Source organism: Billgrantia antri, from assembly GCF_019430905.1.
Classification (GTDB): Bacteria; Pseudomonadota; Gammaproteobacteria; order Pseudomonadales; family Halomonadaceae; genus Halomonas; species Halomonas antri.
Genome location: NZ_JAHYCA010000003.1, coordinates 34,731 through 55,134, shown reverse-complemented (window position 1 = coordinate 55,134; position 20,404 = coordinate 34,731). Strand labels below are relative to the sequence as shown.

15 protein-coding genes are annotated in these 20,404 nt (G+C 64.2%); 10 read left to right on the top strand and 5 right to left on the bottom strand.

Going from position 1 to position 20,404, the window contains the following annotated elements:
• Positions 1 to 144 precede the first annotated feature (144 nt).
• From KPL81_RS08285 to KPL81_RS08260, 6 genes are all read left to right on the top strand, one after another.
• Positions 145 to 1,311, top strand: coding sequence for an acyl-CoA dehydrogenase family protein (locus KPL81_RS08285; RefSeq protein WP_219791428.1), 1,167 nt, complete (start codon positions 145 to 147; stop codon positions 1,309 to 1,311).
• 35 nt (positions 1,312 to 1,346) lie between these two features.
• Positions 1,347 to 2,501 carry an enoyl-CoA hydratase/isomerase family protein gene (locus KPL81_RS08280; protein ID WP_219791427.1) on the top strand — a complete coding sequence of 385 codons (1,155 nt, stop codon included), beginning with the start codon at positions 1,347 to 1,349 and terminating at the stop codon, positions 2,499 to 2,501.
• A gap of 46 nt (positions 2,502 to 2,547) precedes the next feature.
• Positions 2,548 to 3,444 (top strand): 3-hydroxyisobutyrate dehydrogenase, encoded by an 897-nt coding sequence (gene mmsB, locus KPL81_RS08275; protein WP_219791426.1) that lies wholly within the window; start codon positions 2,548 to 2,550, stop codon positions 3,442 to 3,444.
• 71 nt (positions 3,445 to 3,515) lie between these two features.
• Positions 3,516 to 4,928, top strand: coding sequence for an MATE family efflux transporter (locus tag KPL81_RS08270; protein WP_240549144.1), 1,413 nt, complete (start codon positions 3,516 to 3,518; stop codon positions 4,926 to 4,928).
• An 85-nt stretch (positions 4,929 to 5,013) separates the two neighbouring features.
• A complete protein-coding gene (locus KPL81_RS08265) occupies positions 5,014 to 6,195 on the top strand; it encodes an acyl-CoA dehydrogenase (protein WP_219791425.1) in 1,182 nt (393 codons plus the stop codon).
• Positions 6,196 to 6,261: 66 nt separating this feature from the next.
• Entirely contained in the window at positions 6,262 to 7,467 is a 1,206-nt protein-coding gene (locus KPL81_RS08260) for a CaiB/BaiF CoA transferase family protein (protein ID WP_219791424.1), read from the top strand.
• A gap of 10 nt (positions 7,468 to 7,477) precedes the next feature.
• On the opposite strand, the gene ppsR is transcribed toward KPL81_RS08260, so the two are convergent.
• Positions 7,478 to 8,311: a posphoenolpyruvate synthetase regulatory kinase/phosphorylase PpsR gene (gene ppsR, locus KPL81_RS08255; RefSeq protein WP_209472211.1), complete on the bottom strand. Its 834-nt coding sequence runs from the start codon at positions 8,309 to 8,311 to the stop codon at positions 7,478 to 7,480.
• A gap of 263 nt (positions 8,312 to 8,574) precedes the next feature.
• Between ppsR and ppsA the strand changes: the two genes are divergently transcribed.
• Both ppsA and ggt read left to right on the top strand, forming a co-directional pair.
• Positions 8,575 to 10,947: a phosphoenolpyruvate synthase gene (gene ppsA, locus KPL81_RS08250; protein ID WP_219791423.1), complete on the top strand. Its 2,373-nt coding sequence runs from the start codon at positions 8,575 to 8,577 to the stop codon at positions 10,945 to 10,947.
• Between the two features lie 105 nt (positions 10,948 to 11,052).
• A complete protein-coding gene (ggt, locus tag KPL81_RS08245) occupies positions 11,053 to 12,882 on the top strand; it encodes a gamma-glutamyltransferase (RefSeq protein ID WP_219791422.1) in 1,830 nt (609 codons plus the stop codon).
• Between the two features lie 33 nt (positions 12,883 to 12,915).
• Here the strand turns inward: ggt and KPL81_RS08240 are convergent, their stop codons facing one another.
• The 4 genes from KPL81_RS08240 to acnB form a co-directional block, all read right to left on the bottom strand.
• Positions 12,916 to 14,787: a glycerophosphodiester phosphodiesterase family protein gene (locus KPL81_RS08240; RefSeq protein WP_219791421.1), complete on the bottom strand. Its 1,872-nt coding sequence runs from the start codon at positions 14,785 to 14,787 to the stop codon at positions 12,916 to 12,918.
• A gap of 88 nt (positions 14,788 to 14,875) precedes the next feature.
• Complete coding sequence (gene rraA, locus KPL81_RS08235) at positions 14,876 to 15,364, bottom strand: ribonuclease E activity regulator RraA (RefSeq protein ID WP_219791420.1); 489 nt, start codon at positions 15,362 to 15,364, stop codon at positions 14,876 to 14,878.
• A gap of 133 nt (positions 15,365 to 15,497) precedes the next feature.
• Complete coding sequence (locus tag KPL81_RS08230; RefSeq protein WP_219791419.1) at positions 15,498 to 16,106, bottom strand: porin family protein; 609 nt, start codon at positions 16,104 to 16,106, stop codon at positions 15,498 to 15,500.
• 309 nt (positions 16,107 to 16,415) lie between these two features.
• On the bottom strand, positions 16,416 to 19,019 hold the full coding sequence (gene acnB / locus KPL81_RS08225; RefSeq protein WP_209472205.1) for a bifunctional aconitate hydratase 2/2-methylisocitrate dehydratase: 2,604 nt from the start codon (positions 19,017 to 19,019) through the stop codon (positions 16,416 to 16,418).
• A 254-nt stretch (positions 19,020 to 19,273) separates the two neighbouring features.
• On the opposite strand from acnB, the gene KPL81_RS08220 reads away from it, so the two are divergent.
• Together KPL81_RS08220 and KPL81_RS08215 are read left to right on the top strand one after the other, a co-directional pair.
• Positions 19,274 to 19,756 (top strand): DUF1289 domain-containing protein, encoded by a 483-nt coding sequence (locus KPL81_RS08220; protein WP_219791418.1) that lies wholly within the window; start codon positions 19,274 to 19,276, stop codon positions 19,754 to 19,756.
• 4 nt (positions 19,757 to 19,760) lie between these two features.
• Positions 19,761 to 20,396: a MiaE family protein gene (locus KPL81_RS08215; RefSeq protein ID WP_209472203.1), complete on the top strand. Its 636-nt coding sequence runs from the start codon at positions 19,761 to 19,763 to the stop codon at positions 20,394 to 20,396.
• Positions 20,397 to 20,404: the final 8 nt, after the last annotated feature.

Here is a 20,404-nt window from a genome sequence, read left to right as displayed (position 1 = left end):
ACGTAAAGTGGTTGTCGACCAAGGGAGGTATGCGATAAAACCTAGCAAGTGCTAGGTTGGTTGGCGATGAGGTGCGGCCTCGTTGACCCAGCCAGCCGGTTTTTGCTGGACGAACGGACCGCCAAACTGCTTGAGGACAGCGCAATGGATTTCTCCCTTACCGACGATCAGAAGGCACTCGTCCAGGCCGCCGCGGATTTTTCGCGAGCGGAACTGGCCGATCACGCTGCCGAATGGGACGCCACTTCTCACTTTCCGGTCGATGTCATTCGCCGGGCAGGTGAGGCGGGCTTCCTCGGCATTTACATCCCCGAGGAGCGTGGCGGCCTGGGCCTGTCGCGGCTCGATGCCTCGCTGATCTTCGAGCAGCTCTCCCAGGGCTGCATCTCGACGACCGCCTATCTTACCATCCACAACATGGTGGCCTGGATGGTGGCCAGCTGGGGCAGCGAGGCGCTGCGCGAGAGCTGGGTCGAGCGCCTGATCAGCGGTGAGTGCCTGGGCTGCTACTGCCTGACTGAGCCGGGCTCCGGTTCGGATGCCGCCAGCCTGCGGACCAAGGCCGTGCGCGAGGGTGACGAGTATGTCATCACGGGTTCCAAGATGTTCATCTCCGGAGCCGGGGCCAACGACGTGATGGTGGTCATGGCACGCACCGGTGCGCCCGACAGCGGCGCCGGCGGCGTGTCGGCGATCCTGGTGCCGGCGGATGCCGCTGGCATCGAGTACGGCAAGAACGAAGAGAAGATGGGCTGGAAGAGCCAGCCCACCCGGCTGATCAGCTTCGATGGCGTGCGCGTGCCGGTGGGCAACCGGCTCGGCGAGGAGGGTGAAGGCTTCAAGCTGGCGATGAAGGGGCTTGACGGCGGCCGGCTGAATATCGCCAGCTGTTCGTTGGGCGCCGCTCAGCATGCGCTGACCTTGTCACGCAACTACCTGCAGGAGCGCAAGCAGTTCGGCCGAGAGCTGGCGCAATTCCAGGCGCTGCAGTTCAAGCTGGCCGATATGGCGACCGAGCTGGCGGCGGCGCGGCTGATGGTTCGCCACGCCGCCTGGCGCCTCGACCAGGGCGACCCGGAAGTCACGGCCTATTGCGCCATGGCCAAGCGTTTCGCTACCGATATGGGCTTCAACGTCTGCAACGAGGCGCTGCAGCTGCATGGCGGTTATGGTTACCTTAGGGAGTTTCCCCTGGAGCGCATGGTGCGCGATACCCGCGTTCACCAGATCCTCGAGGGTACCAACGAGATCATGCGTGTGATCGTGGCACGCCGTCTGCTGGCGGACGGCGTGATCGAAACGCTGCAATGAGCATTGGCTGCAACGAGCATAAGGAGAAAGCAGGCATGACGGATCTAGCAGTCATCTTCGATGAGCTGCCTACTCGCGACGGCGGACGCATCGGTGTCGCCACCCTCAACGCGCCCAAGTCGCTCAATGCCCTGTCGCTGGAGATGGCGCGGCAGCTCGATGCCAAGCTCGAGGCCTGGGCGGTGGATCGCAGCATCGTGGCGGTATGGCTGGAGGGGGCCGGAGAAAAGGCGTTCTGTGCCGGTGGTGATGTGGTGGCGCTGTACCGTTCTATGACCGAGGAAGGCGACGATCCCGGCGCCGGGCGCGACAGCCTCTTTGCCGAGAGCTACTTCACCACGGAATATCGTCTCGATTACCGCATCCACACCTATCCCAAGCCGATCCTGGTGTGGGGCGACGGCATCGTCATGGGCGGCGGCCTGGGTCTGATGGCGGGTGCCTCGCGGCGCTTGGTAACCGAAACCACGCTGATCGCCATGCCCGAGATCACCATCGGGCTCTATCCGGACATCGGTGCCAGCTGGTTCCTCAATCGCATGCCGCCGGGCGTTGGCGCCTATCTGGGCATTACCGGGGGCCAGCTCAATGCCCGCGATGCGCTCGATCTGGGGCTGGCCGACCACTTTGTGCCGCGCGAGCGACGTGAGGCTTTGCTGGAAGCGCTGGGCGAGACCGATTACGGAACCCGCAGCCCCCGTGACCTGCAGGCCGGAGTGCAGCGGGTCCTGGACGAGCTCGAGGCGCGCGACCGGGCACCAGCGCCGCAGGTTGCGCCGTTGATCGATCATATTCAGGCGCTGGTGGGCCAGGTCGATGCCGTCGCCGCGGTCGAACGTATCCTCGAGGACGCACGTGACGACACCTGGCTTGCCGCTAACCGCAAGCGGCTGGCGGCCGGCAGTCCGCTGAGCGCCCATCTGGTCTGGCGCATGCTCGAGCGACATCGCCACACCTGCCTGGCCGATGCCTTCCGCGAAGAGTTGAACCTCTCGGTGCAGTGCTGTCGCCTGGGCGATATCGCCGAGGGCGTGAGGGCCCTGCTGATCGACAAGGACAAGAGCCCCAAGTGGCAGCACGAAAGCGTTGCCCGCGTTCCTGAAGCGGACCTCAAGGCCCTGCTGGCGCCGCTGTGGAGCGAGGAGGAGCACCCGCTGCGCGACCTCGGCCGCGCCAAGCAAGGCCACTGACCCAGTCACTCATTCTCTCGCATAACGACAATCAGGAGCAGCACGCATGAAAATCGCCTTTATCGGCCTCGGCAACATGGGTGCGCCGATGGCCCTCAATCTTGTCAAGGCCGGCCATGAGGTCAGCGTATACGACCTGGTCGATGCCGCCATGCGGCGCCTCGAAGAAGCCGGCGCCCGGGCCGCCGCCAGCGCCCAGGACGCGACCAACGGGGCGGAGGTGGTCATCTCGATGCTGCCGGCCGGGCAGCATGTTCGCCGCCTCTATATGGGGCAGCCGGACGCCTCGGGACTGTTCGATGCGCTCGAGGGCAAGCCGCTGATCATCGACGCCTCCACCATCTCGCCGCAGGATGCACGCACCGTTGGCGAAGCCGCCGCCGAGCGCGGGCTGTCCTACCTCGACGCTCCGGTTTCCGGTGGGGTCGGCGGCGCCCAGGCCGGTACCTTGACCTTCATCGTAGGCGGCAGTCAGGCCGGTTTCGAGCAGGCCAGGCCGGTACTGGAAGCGATGGGCAAGAACATCTTCCATGCCGGTGAGGTCGGGGCCGGCCAGGTCGCCAAGATCTGCAACAACATGCTGCTCGGCATTCTCATGAGCGGCACCGCCGAAGCCTTGGCCCTGGGGGTCAAGAACGGTCTCGATCCGGCTGTGCTCTCCGAGATCATGAAGCAGAGCAGCGGCGGCAACTGGGCGCTCAACGTCTATAATCCGTGGCCCGGGGTGATGGAAGGGTCCGCCGCCTCGCGCGACTATCAGGGTGGCTTCCTCACCGACCTGATGGCCAAGGACCTGGGGCTGGCCTGGGAACTGGCGCTGGGCTGCAAGGCCACGGTGCCGATGGGCTCACAGGCGCGCAACCTGTTTGCCCTGCATGCGGCGCAGGGCAACGGTGGTCTCGACTTTTCCAGTATTCAGAAGCTCTATAGGGCTGGCGAATAGCCACATAGCCTTTTGGCGCTTTCCCTCGCAGCGGGCACAATCTTGTGCCCGCTTCTGCTTTTCGAGGCTTCATGAAATCCACCGTTTCCCCTTCTGGCGCAGGCGAGCGCCGCCCCATGCGACGGGAGCTGCTCGAAGGCCCCATCGCCCTGACCCTGCTGCGCAAGTGTCTGCCGGTGGTCGGCGGCATGATCGCCATGATGAGCTTCAACCTGGTCGATACCTGGTTCATCGCTCGGCTTGGGCCGCAGCCGCTGGCAGCGGTGTCGTTCACTTTTCCGGTGGTGTTCACGGTGATCAGCCTGGCCATCGGGATGGGTATCGGCACCTCGGCGGTGGTGGCCCGCCTGCTGGGGCGGGGCGATCACGCCACGGTACGGCGCAGGGCCACTGATGCCGCGCTGCTGGCGCTGGCGGTCGGCGTGCTGCTGAGCGTGCTGGGCCTGGCCACCCTCGAGCCGCTGTTCCGCCTGCTCGGGGCCGACGCCGCACTGCTGCCGCACATTCGTGACTACATGGGTACCTGGTACCTGGGCGCGGCGGCGGTGATCGTGCCACGAGTGCTCAACAGCGTGCTGAGGGCCCAGGGCAACACCCTTATCCCCGGACTGATGATGGCGCTGGCCGCGCTGCTCAACGGGCTGCTCGACTGGCTGCTGATCTTCGGCGTGGGGCCGCTGCCGGCACTCGGGGTGCAGGGGGCGGCCTTGGCCACGCTGCTGAGCTGGAGCGCCATGACTGCGGCGTTGTTCGGCCAGCGCGAGCTGCGCGAGTGTCTCGACCTGCGTCATCTCACTCCGGGCGGGCTGCTGGCGTCGTGGCGGGAGCTGGGTCGCATTGCCGTGCCGGCAGCGATAACCAGCGTGTTCACGCCGTTGGCCCTGGCACTCGTGACGCGCATCGTCGCCGGCCATGGCCACCATGCGGTGGCGGGCTACGGCGTGGGCACGCGCATCGAGGCCATTGCTCAGATCGGCGTACTGGCGCTCTCGATGACGCTGCCGCCCCTGGTCAGTCAGAACGTCGGGGCCGGGCAACACGAACGCGTGCGAAGGGCCATCTTCGGCTGCTTCGTCTTTGTGCTGGCGTGGCAGTTAGGTGTCTGGCTGCTATTGCAGCTATTGGCGCCCTGGCTCGTGGCCAGCTACACCCCGGGCGGCGAGATGAGCGAGGTACTGCGCAGTTTTCTTTGGTGGGTGCCGCTGGGGCTGGGGGCGCAGGGCGTAGTGATCCTGGCGGTGTCGTCGTTCAACGCCTTGCATGAGCCGGCCCGGGCCATGCGCCTCTCGGTGATCCGGCTGTTCCTGCTCACGGTGCCGCTGGCGTGGCTGGGTGGCGTAGTGGGCGGTATCGAGGGAATTTTCATTGGACTCTTGCTGGCCAATGTGGCGGTGGGCTCGGTGGCCTGGGGTGCGCTGCGTCGACGTCTCGCCGGCATGGAGATGGCAGCGCATGACGCCGGCCCCATGCGGCCAAAAGTGTAAGGAATGGAGGCAAGAAAGGGTTGGCTTTACGGCTTGTTTGCTCTACATTCGATAAAAATGTCGAAATTCCTCCAGGAGAGCCGCCATGAGCCAGATTACCCCCGTCACTTGGGAAGACCCGTTCCGCCTGATCGACCAGCTCGACGAAGACGAGCGCATGGTCCTGCAGACCGCCCATGACTACTGCCAGGACAAGCTCATGCCGCGCGTGCTCGAGGCCAACCGCCACGAGCGCTTCGACCGCGAGATCATGAGTGAAATGGGCGAGCTGGGCCTGCTCGGCGCCACCATCGACGGCTACGGCTGTGCCGGCATGAACTACGTCAGCTACGGCCTGATCGCCCGCGAGGTGGAGCGCGTCGACTCCGGCTACCGCAGCGCCATGAGCGTGCAGTCGAGCCTGGTGATGTACCCCATCCACGCCTTTGGCAGCGAAGCACAGCGCGAGAAGTACCTGCCCAAGCTGGCTAGCGGTGAGTGGGTGGGCTGCTTCGGCCTCACCGAGCCGGATCACGGCTCCGACCCGGGCGGCATGTCCACCCGTGCCGTGCGCACCGACAACGGCTGGCGCCTCAACGGCACCAAGACCTGGATCACCAACTCACCGATCGCCGACGTCTTCGTGGTCTGGGCACGTGACGAGGAGGGCGTGGTCAACGGCTTTATCCTCGAGAAGGGCATGAAGGGACTCACGGCGCCCAAGATCGAAGGCAAGTTCAGCCTGCGCGCCTCGATCACCGGGCAGATCGCCATCCAGGATGTGGAAGTCTCCGACGACCAGCGCCTGCCGGGCGTGACCGGCCTGAAGGGGCCGTTCTCGTGCCTCAACCGGGCACGCTATGGCATCGCCTGGGGTAGCATGGGGGCCGCCGAGGCTTGCTGGCACGCTGCCCGCCAGTACACTCTGGATCGCAAGCAGTTCGGCCGCCCCCTGGCCGCCAACCAACTGATTCAGAAGAAGCTTGCCGACATGCAGACCGAGATCGCCCTGGGCCTGCAGGCCGCGCTGCGGGTCGGCCGCATGATCGATTCCGGCCAGCTGGTGCCCGAGGCGATCTCGCTGATCAAGCGCAACAACTGCGGCAAGGCGCTGGACATAGCCCGCGTTTCCCGTGACATGCACGGCGGCAACGGCATCGCCGACGAGTACCACGTGATTCGCCACGTGATGAACCTCGAGGCGGTGAATACCTACGAGGGCACTCACGACGTTCACGCGCTGATTCTGGGTCGCGCGCAGACCGGTCTTCAAGCCTTCGCCAACTAATTCGCCAAGCGCCAAACGTTACCTCTAACGAGGAGCGACGCAGCGACGAATGTGGAAGGAGTCAAGATGAGTCGACCGCTGGAAGGCATCACGGTGCTCGACATGTCGCGAGTGCTGGCCGGCCCCTGGGCCGGCCAGCTGTTCGCCGACCTCGGCGCGCGGGTTATCAAGATCGAGCATCCCGAGCGCGGCGACGACACCCGCGGCTGGGGGCCACCTTGGCTCGCCGAATCTGACGAGGCTGAGAGAGTGGCGGCATATTTCCTGTGCGCCAATCGCGGCAAGCAGTCGCTGGCAGTGGATGTGGCAAGCGATAGGGGCCAGACACTGATTCGTCGACTTGCCGCCGGCGCCGATATCGTGCTGGAGAATTTCAAGGTCGGCGGTCTGGCCAAGTACGGCCTCGATTATGCCAGCCTCAAGGCGCTCAATCCGCGCCTGATCGGTTGCTCGATCACCGGCTTCGGCCAGGATGGCCCCTATGCGCATCGCGCCGGTTACGATTTCATGATCCAGGCCATGGGCGGATTAATGAGCATCGGCGGTGAGCCGGACGGCATGCCGATGAAGACTGGCGTAGCGATCACCGACGTCATGACCGGGCTCTACGCCACCATCGGCGTGCTGGCGGCACTGCACGAGCGCGACCGGACCGGGCAGGGGCGGCACGTGGACGTGGCGCTGCTCGACGTGCAGGTGGCGGCGCTCGCCAATCAGGCGCTCAATGCCCTGGTCAGCGGCGTCTCGCCCGAGCGCCACGGCAATGCCCACCCCAACATCGTGCCCTACCAGGCCTTCGCCTGCGCCGACGGGCATCTGGTGCTGACCGTGGGCAACGACAGCCAATTCGAGCGCCTGGCCGAGCTGCTGGGCCAGCCGCAATGGGCCAGCGACCCGGCCTATGCCACCAATGCGGCCCGGGTGGGCAATCGTGCAGACCTGGTGCCGCTGATTCAATCCATCTTCCTCACCCGCGGACGCGACGAATGGCTGGCCGAACTGGAGGCGCGGGGCATTCCCGCCGGGCCGATCAATACCATTGCCGAAGTCTTCGACGACCCTCAGGTGAAATATCGCGGCATGCAGCGTTCACTCAAGCGCGGCGAGCTCGACGTGCCCCAGGTAGCCTGTCCGCTGCGCTTCGACAGTGAGCCCGCCATGAGCGAGGTCGCGCCGCCCCGGCTGGGCCAGGATAGCGACGCGATACTCGCCGAAATGGGCCTGACCGCCGAGGACATCGAGCGGCTCAGGCGCGAGGGTATCGTTCGTTAGGCTCTCTCGTTCAGCGCGGCGAGAAGCGTCGCGTCAGCCCCGTCTCGGCGATCATGCGGGTGGAGATCTCCTCGATCGAGAAGCGCGTGGTATCGATGTAGGGAATGTGCATCTGACGATACAGGCCCTCGGCCTGTTCCACTTCCTGCACGCACTGGTCCAGCGAGCTGTAGCGGCTGTTGGGTCGCCGCTCATGGCGAATCGCAGCCAGCCTGCGTGGGTCGATGGTCAGGCCGAACAGCTTGTGACGGTACTGAGCGAGGGCGCGGGGCAGCTTGAGGGTTCCGTCCTCGTCGAGGTCGTCCTCGGTGAGCGGATAGTTGGCGGCGCGGATACCGAACTGCAGGGCGAGATAGAGCGAAGTCGGCGTCTTTCCACAGCGCGACACGCCGACCAGGATCACGTCGGCCTGATCGTACTGGTGCGTGCGGGCACCGTCGTCGTTGTCCAGGGCGAAGTGGACCGAGTGGATGCGGTCCATGTACACCTCGTCCTTGCCGATGGAGTGGGTGCGCCCCACGGTATAGCTCGAATGGGTGCCAAGCTCCTTTTCCAGTGGCTTGAGGAAGGTCGAGAAGATGTCGATCTTGAAACCGGGCGCGCTGCGGATCACCTCACGAATCGACTCATCGACGATGGTGTCGATGATGATCGGCTCCTCACCATCGCGCATCGCGGTGTCCGTAATGATCTCGACCAAGGTTTGGGCCTTGTCGAGCGAGTCGATGTAGGGCTTGGTCAGCATGCGCAGGTCGACGTTCTCGAATTGGGCGAGCAGACTGCGGCCCAGGCTCTCGGCAGTAATGCCGGTGCCGTCGGAAATGAAGAAGGCGGTACGGGACATGGCGTCGGCGGTATCCGTAGAGGGTTCGATGGAACATTGTCAGGGCTGGTGTCGGCGACGGCAAGGCGTGGTTCCTGCCGGTGGCACAGCGCTCGACTACAGAAACGGCTCGAAACGGACGATTGTTGTAAAAAACCTCCAGTGACTTCGATGTTAGACCAATGGCGAATATGGCCGCTTGCGTTTATGGTGGGCAGCATTGCGCACTTTGCCAGAAACCGGGCTTCGGATAAGCCTGGGCAACGAAGATTCAAGGGGGTTACGTGGAAGAGTACATCCTGTGGTTCGATCAACTCGGCATGGACGACGTCGAGCGGGTAGGCGGCAAGAACGCTTCGCTCGGCGAGATGATCTCCAACCTGTCGGGAGCCGGCGTCACCGTTCCTGGCGGCTTTGCCACGACTGCCCATGCCTATCGCGAATTCCTGGCCCATGAAGGGCTCAATGAGCGTATCAATCAGGCGCTGTCACGACTCGACGTGGACGACGTCGGTGAGCTCTCACGCGTCGGTGCCGAGATTCGCCAGTGGGTGATCGACACCCCGCTGCCGCCGACCTTCGAGGAACACCTGCGTACTGCTTACGACAAGCTGTCCAGCCTGCATCCCAGTCTCAAGGTGGCGGTGCGCAGCTCGGCTACCGCCGAGGATCTCCCCGATGCCTCTTTCGCCGGCCAGCAGGAAACATTCCTCAATATCGAAGGCTTCGACAACGTCAAGCGTGCCGTGCACGAGGTTTTCGCCTCGCTGTTCAACGACCGTGCCATCTCCTACCGCGTGCATCGCGGCTACGCCCACGAGAACGTGGCGCTGTCGGCGGGCATCCAAAAAATGGTGCGCTCCGAGACCGGAGCCTCGGGCGTGATGTTCACCCTCGACACCGAGTCCGGCTATCGTGACGCGGTGTTCGTCACCGCCTCCTGGGGGCTGGGGGAAACGGTCGTTCAGGGATCGGTCAATCCCGATGAGTTCTACGTGCACAAGCCGACGCTGGCCGCGGGACGCCCGGCCGTGCTGCGGCGTAACCTCGGCTCCAAGCTGATCAAGATGATCTACGGCAGCGATGCCAGCGCCGGCAAGTCGGTTTCCACCGTCGACGTACCGCTCAAGGACCGCGCGCGCTTCTGCATCAACGATGACCAGGTGATGGCATTGGCGCGCCAGGCGGTGACCATCGAGCAGCACTACGGCCGCCCCATGGACATCGAATGGGCGCTCGACGGCGATGACGGCGAGCTTTACATCGTCCAGGCGCGTCCGGAAACCGTGGTCTCCCAGCAGGAGGGCGGTAAGCTGGAGCGTTTCCATCTCAAGGAGAAGGGACGCACCCTGGTGAGCGGGCGCGCCATCGGCCAGCGTATCGGTCGCGGTGCGGTGAAGATCGTCTTTACCCCCGAGGAGATGGACAAGGTCAATGCCGGCGATGTGCTGGTGACCGACATGACCGATCCTGACTGGGAGCCGATCATGAAGCGTGCCTCGGCGATCGTCACCAACCGCGGCGGGCGCACCTGCCATGCGGCGATCATCGCTCGTGAGCTGGGTATCCCGGCGGTGGTTGGCTGCGGCGATGCCACCGAGATTCTCGAAGATGGTCGCGACGTCACCGTCTCCTGTGCCGAGGGCGACACCGGGCATGTCTACGAGGGGCTGCTCGACTACGACCGTCGCGTCACCAGCGTCGATTCGATGCCTGAGATCCCGTTCAAGATCATGATGAACGTAGGCAACCCGGATCGCGCCTTCAGCTTCGCCAGCCTTCCGCATGCCGGTGTCGGCCTGGCACGCCTGGAGTTCATCATCAATCGCATGATCGGCGTACATCCCAAGGCGCTGCTGGAATACGACACCCTGCCGCTGGACCTGCAGCAGACCATCAACCTGCGCACGGCCGGCTATGCCAGCCCGGTGGACTTCTACGTCGACAAGCTGGTCGAGGGTATCTCCACCCTGGCGGCGGCGTTCCATCCGCAGCGGGTCATTGTGCGCCTCTCCGACTTCAAGTCGAACGAGTACGAGAACCTGATCGGCGGCAAGCTCTACGAGCCGGGCGAAGAGAACCCCATGCTCGGTTTCCGCGGTGCCTCTCGCTACATCTCCGATGCCTTCCGCCCCTGCTTCGAGCTGGAGTGCAAGGCGCTCAAGCGTGTGCGCGACGAGATGGGACTCGACAACATCGAGATCATGGTGCCGTTCGTGCGTACCACCGACGAGGCCCGCGAGGTCGTGGAGCTGATGGCGGCCAACGGGCTCAAGCGCGGCGACAAGGGCCTCAAGATCATCATGATGTGCGAGCTGCCAGCCAACGCGCTGCTGGCCGATGAGTTCCTCGAGTATTTCGACGGTTTCTCTATCGGCTCCAACGACCTGACCCAATTGACGCTGGGCCTGGATCGCGACTCGGGTATCGTGGCGCACCTGTTCGACGAGCGCAATCCGGCGGTGAAGCGACTGCTGGCCATGGCCATCCAGGCCTGCCGGGCCAAGGGCAAGTACGTCGGCATCTGCGGCCAGGGCCCGTCCGACCACCCCGATCTTGCGAAGTGGCTCATGGAGCAAGGCATCGATTCCGTGTCGCTCAATCCCGATGCCGTACTCGAGACCTGGTTCATGCTGGCGGGAGAAACGCTCTCGTAGCTAAGTTTGCTTAATTTACAAACTTGCCCGATTGATGGCTCTCAATCGGGCATTTTTTCGCCTATGCTGTACACCTCTTACATGGAGTTACCGAGGGGCCCGCTCATGGACTTCCGATCAGTTTCCTTTCGTCGATACTGGTTAGTTACCGTTGCTTCAGCGTGCGTGCTGGGTACGCCGCTGTTGGCAACATCCGAGGTGGCCTTTCAATACGAAGCCCCGGCCATCGAGCCGGAGGCCGCGTCCGGCTACGAAGAAAAAACCGGCTGGGCCACCGAGCGCTTTGCCGTGGCAGCCGCCAATCCGCTGGCCACCGATGCCGGCTATCAGGTACTCAAGGCGGGTGGATCCGCCGTGGATGCCGCCATCGCCGTGCAGATGGTGCTCACGCTGGTGGAGCCCCAGTCGAGCGGCATCGGCGGGGGTGCCTTTCTGATGCACTACGACGGCAGCGGGGTGAAGGCCTACGATGGCCGCGAGACCGCCCCCCGTGCCGCCAGCGAATCGCTCTTCCTCAACGGCGGGGGCGAGCCCCTGGAGTTCATGGAAGCGGCAGCCAGTGGTCTGTCGGTCGGCGTACCGGGCACCGTGCGCATGCTCGAGATGGCTCATGAGAACCATGGCAAGTTGCCTTGGGCGGAGCTCTTCGCTCCCGCCATCACCCTGGCGGAAGAGGGCTTCGAGGTCAGCCCGCGCCTGCATACCAGCCTGGCCGCCGAAGAGCGGCTGCGCGACGATCCGCTGGCCAGCGAGTTCTACTACACCGAGGAGGGCGAGCCGCTGCCTGAGGGGCATCGCTTGCAGAATCCGGCACTTGCCGAGATTCTGCGGGAAATCGCCGAGAACGGCAGCAAGGCGCTGCATACCGGACCAATCGCCGAGGACCTCGTGCAGCGGGTGCAAGGCCATTCCTCCCGACCGGGGGCAATCAGCCTGGAGGATATGGCCACCTACGTGGCGAAGGCTCGTGACCCGTTGTGTACCGACTGGCAGGCATATCGTGTCTGCGGCTTCCCGCCGCCGTCCTCGGGGCACCTGACCATCATACAGATACTGGGCATCATGGAACACCTGCCGGATCTAGAAGAACCGCTTGAAGAGGATCGGCCCGGTACCGAGTGGCTGCACCGCTTCCTCGAAGCGTCACGGCTGGCATTCGCGGATCGAAACAAGTTCATCGCGGATCCGGATTTCGTCAGTCCTCCCGGCGGCAGCTGGAATAGCATGCTCGACGAGGACTACCTGGCCGAGCGCGCCGAGCTGGTCGGTGAGCAGAGCATGGGGCCCGACGGGGCACAGGCGGGCAATCCTGGCGAGGTGGAGACTGCATGGGCCGTTCAACCCATCCAGCCCGAGTACGGCACCAGTCATATCAGCATCGTCGACGAGGAAGGCAATGCCGTCGCCATGACCACGACCATCGAGTCAGCGTTCGGCTCTCGCATCATGGCCGATGGCGGCACCGGGCTGCCGGGCGGTTACCTGCTCAACAACGAGCTCACCGACTTTTCGTTCCGTCCGCTCGATAGCGATGGCTCGCCGATCGCCAATCGGGTCGAGGCCGGCAAGCGGCCCCGCTCGAGCATGAGTCCGACGCTGGTCTTCGACCGCGAAAGCGATGAGCTGATCGCCAGCCTGGGCTCGCCCGGTGGGGCGGCGATCATTCACTACACCGCCAAGGCGCTGGTGGCCATGCTCGACTGGGGCCTGGATGCCCAGGAGGCGCTCGACCTGCCTCACGCCATCACCTTGGGTGGGCCGGCCTATCTGGAAGAGGGCCGATTTCCTGCGGAAGTGATCGAGACGTTGAATGAACTGGGTCATGAAGCCAGCGAGCGCGAATTGACCAGCGGTTTGCAGGCAATTCAGCGCACCGAGGAGGGCTTCTTTGGGGGGGCTGATCCACGTCGTGAAGGCGTGGTGATGGGCGACTGACGAGACTTGGTGGCGCCCCCTGGGCGCCACCGTTCAACGTCGCAGCCAGTTGCGCAGCTTCACCAGCAGAATCGCCCCGTCGCTCAGCTCTCGACGATCGCGGATGAGTTCCGCGAGGCGTTCCGGGTGGTCGGTGATGATGGCATCGACGCCGAGATCGATCATCTGCGACATGCGCGCTCGGTCGTTGACTGTCCAGGCATGCACTTCGTAACCCAGCTCACGCGCCAGCCGGATCTCGTTCTCGGTGATGCGGTTATGGCGTAGCCCCAGAGCATCGAAACCGCGTCGATCGAGAGTCCCCGGCATGACCAGCTGTGCCAGCAGGGTCACGCGGAGATCCGGCTCCTGTTCCTTGATCATGTCCAGTACATTGGTCGACATCACCGCCAGCCTCGTCTCTCCGCTGACGTCGGGGCTGCCGCAACGGGCGGCTTGTGCTGGCGACACATGAGACAAGCACTCGCGGCGCGCTTCGGTTTCCCGCCGCAGTGACTCGAGTACGGCCTTCACCAGAGCGGCTTCTTCCCCCGGTTCCGGTTTCATGTCGATCATCAGGGCGCTCTTGCCGCGTACCGCGGCGAAAGCTTCGTCGAGGGTCGGAACACGTTCTCCGACGTAAGCGTCGCCGAACCAACTGCCGACATCGAATCGCCGCAGCGCCTCGAGGGACATTTCGTGCAGGAGGCGTGAGTCGCCGGTCAGACGCTGCAGGCTACGGTCGTGGTAAAGCACCGCCTCCCCATCGGCCGTCAGGCGCACATCCACTTCCACGTAGTGGGCGCGATCCGCGCTTGCCTGCTCGATTGCCGAAAGCGTGTTTTCGGGAGCGGCTGCCGAACTGCCACGATGTGCAATGATGGCCACATTGTCGCGAAGTTCGAAGCTGTTGACGATCCACCAGGCCTGAACCAGGGCGAACAGCACCACGGCCAACTCCACGCCCCAGGCGAGCCGGCCGGGGTGGGCATCGGGTGGTGGTGGGGCGGGGCGAGGCTCACGGTGGGCCAGGCGCAAGTAAAGGCAGGCCGAGAGCAGCGCATTCGCCGCGATACCGACGAAGGTGATTGCCAAGGTGGCCAGCACGTAGCCCGTGGCGTACGCCAGCATGGCCGGAATCAGCACCGCATTGCGTTCCGGTAGCCACCACAGTAGGGGGGTGAAGACATGATCGAAGATTGAGCTGGTCATGAACGGCAGGGCGACGATCACCAAGAGCATGGAGATCACCACCAACGCGACCTTGCCCCGATGGCCGCGGGTCAGTTCACGGCTGCGCTGCAGGGCGGCGAGAGGCGACAGGTTCTCCAGCATCGCAGTCGGCAGTGCCAGGATCCAGCGGACGTAGAGCCAGCCCGCGATGAGCGCCCAGGCGAGAGACAGAGGTATGGCACCAGCCAGGAAGAGCCATAATGCGGGCGGTCGCATGCGCAGCACGAAATAGGGGTCGACCCCGCCGATGACAATCTCGTATAGCCAGCCGAGCAGCAGCGCGACGGGAATCAGCAGCAGCAGGTGCGTGCCCACTTGCAGCACCACCAGGCCGGCTAGCACGGGGAGGCGGCGCAGAGTTTGCCACAGCGCGATGAAGGCCAGTTGGTAGTGATTGTCGCGACGCTTCACCGCCACCAGGATCATCCCGGCCTGTTGCAGGTAGAGCACCAGGAACGTCAGACCGATGGCCGCCAGTAGCCAGAGTATGCCCCCTGCGCTGAACAGCAGATCGAGTAGCGCGGCATTGGTCACGACCGTTCGGTCGAATCGCCTGAGCAGGCTGGTCAGCGTCCAGGCCACGCCCGGCAGCAGCAGGCTCGAGGCCAGCAGGGTGAAGAAGAGATGGTACGCCACCAGCGGACGCAGGTGCTCTCGCAGGCTGCGAAGGAGATCCACGCCTAGTGACGTCATCGATACGGAGGCTCCCGGTCAGAGTGCTTGCCACAAGCGTGGCACCGCCGCTGGCGAATGGACAAGCGCCGCCACGCGGCGCTTGGCATCAAGCGTCGAGAGGCAGGCGCTCTTCGGCCACCACGATGCCATTGTTGTCGGCATACAGCCACTGCCCCGGACGCAGGGTAGCGCCGGCAAACGTGACTGGTATGTCGCGGCTGCCTTCACCGCGTTTTTCGCTCTTGCGGGGATGGGCACCGAGGGCCTGAACGCCCAGATCGGTCTCGGCCAGGACGTCGACGTCGCGCACGCAACCATACATGACGACACCAGACCAGCCGTTCTCGACGGCCTGCTCGGCCAGCATGTCGCCGAGCATGGCGCAGCGCTGGGAGCCGCCGGCGTCGACCACCAGCACCGCACCTTCTCCAGGTTCGCCGACGGCCTGCTTGACCAGCGAGTTGTCCTCGAAGCACTTGACGGTGCGTATCGGACCGCAGAAGGCATCGCGCCCGCCGAAGTTGATGAAGATCGGGTCGAGAACCTGGACTTCAGGATGGGCGTCGCAGATGTCCGGTGTAATGATGGCGCTCATTGCAGGTTCCTTGCCTGGGAAATGTTGGTCGGGATGATGCCATGGTTCGTGCGCTCAGGCCTTCGTCGATTCGTCGCAGGCGGGCACGCCACCGGCGGTGGCACGGTGGCGTGGGTGAAGCGGGGCAGCGGAACTAGAAACGAAGCCCGACCGAAGCGGTAAAGGTGTCGAGAGTGTAGTCGCTGTCGAAGTCGTAGCGCTCGTACTCGGCACGGATCAGCACCGGATTGAGGTTGAATTGGGCACCGAGGCCGTAGACCGGGTCGAAGCCGTCGTTGTCTTCGAGATCGACGCTGGTGTCGCCCAGGTTGCCGTCGACATCGGTCTCCCAACTGGCAGCCCCGACCTTGGCGAAAGGTGTGAACCAGCTCGTGATCGGAAACTGGCCGATCAGGCTGGCGCCGTAGGCGGTGGACTCCAGGTCAGAGTTGGCGCCATCGGTGCCACGCAGGCGCACACGGCCGAGGTCGGCGTAGAAGGCCTCGGCGGCCAGGTAGCGGTTGAACTGGTAACCGGCGAAGCCCTTCCAGACGTTGTCGTCATCGTCGAGATCGAAATCGCTGCTGCCGCTCTCGATGAAGTTGTCCACGTCGTCGCGGTCGTTCTCCAGCGAACTGAAACCGGTACCGAGGCCCAGGTAGGCATAGCGCTCGTGCGGTGCGTTGGCCTGGGCTTGTGCCCCAGTGGCAAAAAGCAGCGTGGTGGAGGCGAGTGTTACGGTGAGGAGCGTTCTCTTCGACATGTTCTGACTCCTTGAATGTCCCTTGGCCTCGAATCCCTCTTCATTCTCGTGCCCGGACGACTTCAGGCCGCCAGCGCACAGAGGCTCCTTAAAGTTAGACTCGCAGGAAACGGCTCACAAGGCGAGGTAGGTAAAAAAACGTAGCGAAGCGTCGCCTCACGGCGACATGAAGGTAAGGCAATACAGTGACTTATAAAAAAAGCGCCCTCGTGGGAGGGCGCTTCGTTCATCGGCTCCGGCATCTTTTGCAAGGTGCCATCGATGTTGCGAGCATCGGAGTCGAACCTGATGCTATCGGAATTCGAGGTATCAGGCTTCCTGAGCGACCGGAATCACGTTGGAAGCGGCGTTCTGATACTCCTCGATCTCGTGGAAGTTCATGTAACGATAGATCTCGCCGGCCATGGCGTCGAATTCGCCCATGTATTGCCGGTACTCCTCGACGGTCGGCAGGCGACCCTCAACCGCGGCTACCGCGGCCAGTTCGGCCGACGCCAGATATACGTTGGCGCCGTCGCCCAGGCGGTTGGGGAAGTTGCGGGTCGAGGTGGAGACCACGGTGCTCTTGGCGGCGACACGGGCCTGGTTACCCATGCACAGCGAGCAACCCGGCATTTCCATGCGTGCGCCGGCGCGACCGTAGATACCGTAGTATCCCTCTTCGGTGAGCTGGTGCTGGTCCATCTTGGTCGGCGGTGCCAGCCACAGGCGGGTCTTCAGGCTGCCGGCGGGCTGCTTCTCGAGCAGCTTGCCGGCGGCGCGGAAGTGGCCAATGTTGGTCATGCATGAGCCGATGAAGACCTCGTCGATCTTCTCGCCAGCCACGTCGGAGAGCAGGCGGGCGTCGTCCGGGTCGTTCGGGGCGCACAGTACCGGCTCCTTGAGCTCGGCGAGGTCGATCTCGATGACCTCGGCGTACTCGGCGTCCTTGTCGGCGCGCATCAGGCTCGGGTTGGCCAGCCACTCTTCCATGGCCAGGATGCGGCGCTCGATGGTGCGCTTGTCGCCATAACCGTTGGCGATCATCCACTTGAGCAGGGTGATGTTGGACTTCAGGTACTCGGTGACGCTCTCCTCGGACAGCGTGATGGTACAGCCCGCAGCACTGCGCTCGGCGGAGGCGTCGGAAAGTTCGAAGGCCTGCTCGACGGTGAGGTCCTCGAGACCTTCGATCTCCAGCACGCGGCCGGAGAAGGCATTCTTCTTGCCCGATTTCTCGACGGTCAGCAGCCCCTGCTTGATGGCGTAGTAGGGGATCGCATGGACCAGGTCACGCAGGGTGACGCCGGGCTGACGCTTGCCCTTGAAGCGCACCAGCACCGATTCCGGCATGTCCAGCGGCATCACGCCGGTGGCGGCGGCGAAGGCGACCAGGCCCGAGCCGGCCGGGAACGAGATGCCCAGCGGGAAGCGCGTGTGGGAGTCGCCGCCGGTGCCCACGGTGTCGGGCAGCAGCATGCGGTTGAGCCAGCTGTGGATGATGCCGTCGCCCGGGCGCAGCGAAACGCCGCCGCGGTTCATGATGAAGTCGGGCAGGGTGTGGTGAGTCTCCACGTCGACCGGCTTCGGGTAGGCGGCGGTGTGACAGAAGGACTGCATCACCAGGTCGGCCTGGAAGCCGAGGCAGGCGAGATCCTTGAGCTCGTCGCGGGTCATCGGGCCGGTGGTGTCCTGGGAGCCCACGGTGGTCATCTTCGGCTCGCAGTACATGCCCGGACGCACGCCCTCCATGCCGCAGGCCTTGCCCACCATCTTCTGCGCCAGGGTGAAGCCCTTGCCGGTGTCCTTGGGCTGCTCGGGCAGGCGGAACACGTCGGACTGGGGCAGGCCCAGTGCCTCGCGCGCCTTGCCGGTCAGGCCGCGGCCGATGATCAGCGGGATACGGCCGCCGGCGCGTACCTCGTCGAGAATCACCTGGGTCTTGAGCTCGAAGGTCGAGACCACCTCATCGGTGCCGTGCTTGCACACCTTGCCTTCATAGGGGTAGACGTCGATCACGTCGCCCATCTCGAGCTTGGAAACGTCCATCTCGACGGGCAGGGCGCCGGCGTCTTCCATGGTGTTGAAGAAGATCGGGGCGATCTTGCCGCCGAAGCAGAAGCCGCCGGCGCGCTTGTTGGGCACGTTTGGAATGTCGTCGCCGAAGAACCACAGCACGGAGTTGGTGGCCGACTTGCGCGAGGAGCCGGTGCCGACCACGTCGCCGACGTAGGCGACCGGGAAGCCCTTGGCCTTCACCGCTTCGATCTGGGCCAGCGGGCCCTTGGTGCCGGGGACTTCAGGCTCGATGCCTTCGCGCTCGTTCTTGAGCATGGCATTGGCATGCAGCGGAATGTCGGGGCGCGACCAGGCATCGGGGGCCGGAGAGAGGTCGTCGGTGTTGGTCTCGCCCGGTACCTTGAACACCGTCAGGGTGATCTTCTCGGCCAGCGCCGGCTTGGACAGGAACCATTCGGCGTCGGCCCAGGATTGCAGAACATCCTTGGCCACGGCATTGCCGGCCTTGGCGCGCTCTTCCACATCGTGGAAGGCGTCGAACATCAGCAGGGTGTGCTTGAGCTGTTCACCGGCCTCCTTGGCCAGCCCGGCGTCGTCCAGCAGCTCGACTAAGGTGGCGATATTGTAGCCGCCCTGCATGGTCCCCAGCAGCTTGACGGCGTGCACCTTGTCGACCAGCGGCGACTCGGCCTCGCCCTTGGCGATGGCGGTGAGGAAGCCGGCCTTGACGTAGGCAGCCTCGTCGACGCCGGGGGGAACGCGGTTGGTGAGCAGGTCGAGAATGAACTCTTCTTCGCCAGCGGGCGGGTTCTTCAGCAGTTCGACCAGCGCAGCAGCCTGCTCGGCATTCAGGGGCTTCGGCGGGACGCCCTCGACGGCGCGTTCTTCGACATGTTGGCGATAGGCTTCAAGCACGTTGGGGCCCTCATCTGGTGTGTTGCCCAAGGCGGTTCGGTACGGCGACGAGCATCGGCGAAATGGCCGCCCTGGCGGGAAAACAACCGTAGTCACTGGGTGGCGCGATTCTACGGCAAACTGTCGACAATGTTAAGTTGGCCCTCCTGGCGCGGGGCTAGACTTTGGTCGTCGCAATGTCTGCTGAACTACAGGGTGCCACCCGGAGCAGGGCGCGTTACCATGGGCGGGTTAAACGATTAGGGGACGGGTAGATGTGCGCGCGTATCGCCTCGCCCTGCGTGGGGCTCTGTTCGACGACGCTGGGGGACCCGGTGTGCCGGGGCTGTCAGCGCACCGACGACGAGATCGGCGAATGGATGGCGTTGTCCGCCGAACAGCGCGACCATCGCATGACAGAGCTGGATGGCCTGCGTGAACGCGTGGCCGGCCGCTACCTGCGGGTCGACGACGCAGCCTGCCTCGAGGCGCAGCTGAAACGCCACCGTATTCGCTTTCGCTCCGAGCAGCCTTCGCTCTCCCGTGTCGTGGAGCTACTGCGGGTCGGGCGTGACCGCATACGCGACCTGCGGCGCTACGGGGTGACGCCGCGGGAAGGGGCGGTGGGGCTCGATGCCGCCGCACTCCACGACCGCCTGAGCGCAGAGCTCATGGTCGAGGCGGGTGAGCGTCGGCGTGCGCAGCGAGCGTGTACGGACTCCCCCTGTTGCTTGCCTGACCCAGAATTGCCGAGCTGACACCATGTCCGAGACCCTGGATGCGACCCGCAACGACATCGAGCTGCCGCCTGGCCTGCTTACCTTTCTTGCCTGCCCCACGCCCGACGCCTGGGTCGAGTGGGCGCTGAACAATCCTGAGCTGCTGCTGATCGATCACGCCCAGTGCGAGAAGAAAGCCGCCTCGACCGCCATGAGCCTGCTCTATCGCTATGTGAACCAACCGCTGCTGCTTTCCAAGATGTCCCAACTGGCCCGTGAGGAACTGTTGCACTTCGAACAGGTGGTCAAGCTGATGGAGTCGCGGGGCATCGAGTATCGGCACCTGAGCGCATCACGCTATGCCGAAGCGCTACGCCGACACGTTCGTCCTCAAGAACCCGACAGGTTGGTCGATATTCTCATCATAGGGGCTTTCATCGAGGCGAGGAGCTGCGAACGTTTTGCCAGGCTGATCCCGCACCTGGATACCGAGCTGGCTCGCTTCTACCGCTCGCTGGTGAAATCGGAAGGCCGGCACTACGAAGACTACCTGATGCTGGCGCGATATCTTTCGTCGGATGCCATTGACAAGCGAGTGGATTTCTTTGCCGAATGCGAAGCACAACTAATAGTCACGCCGGACACGGCGTTTCGTTTCCATAGTGGCGTGCCGGCCTGATGCCGCCA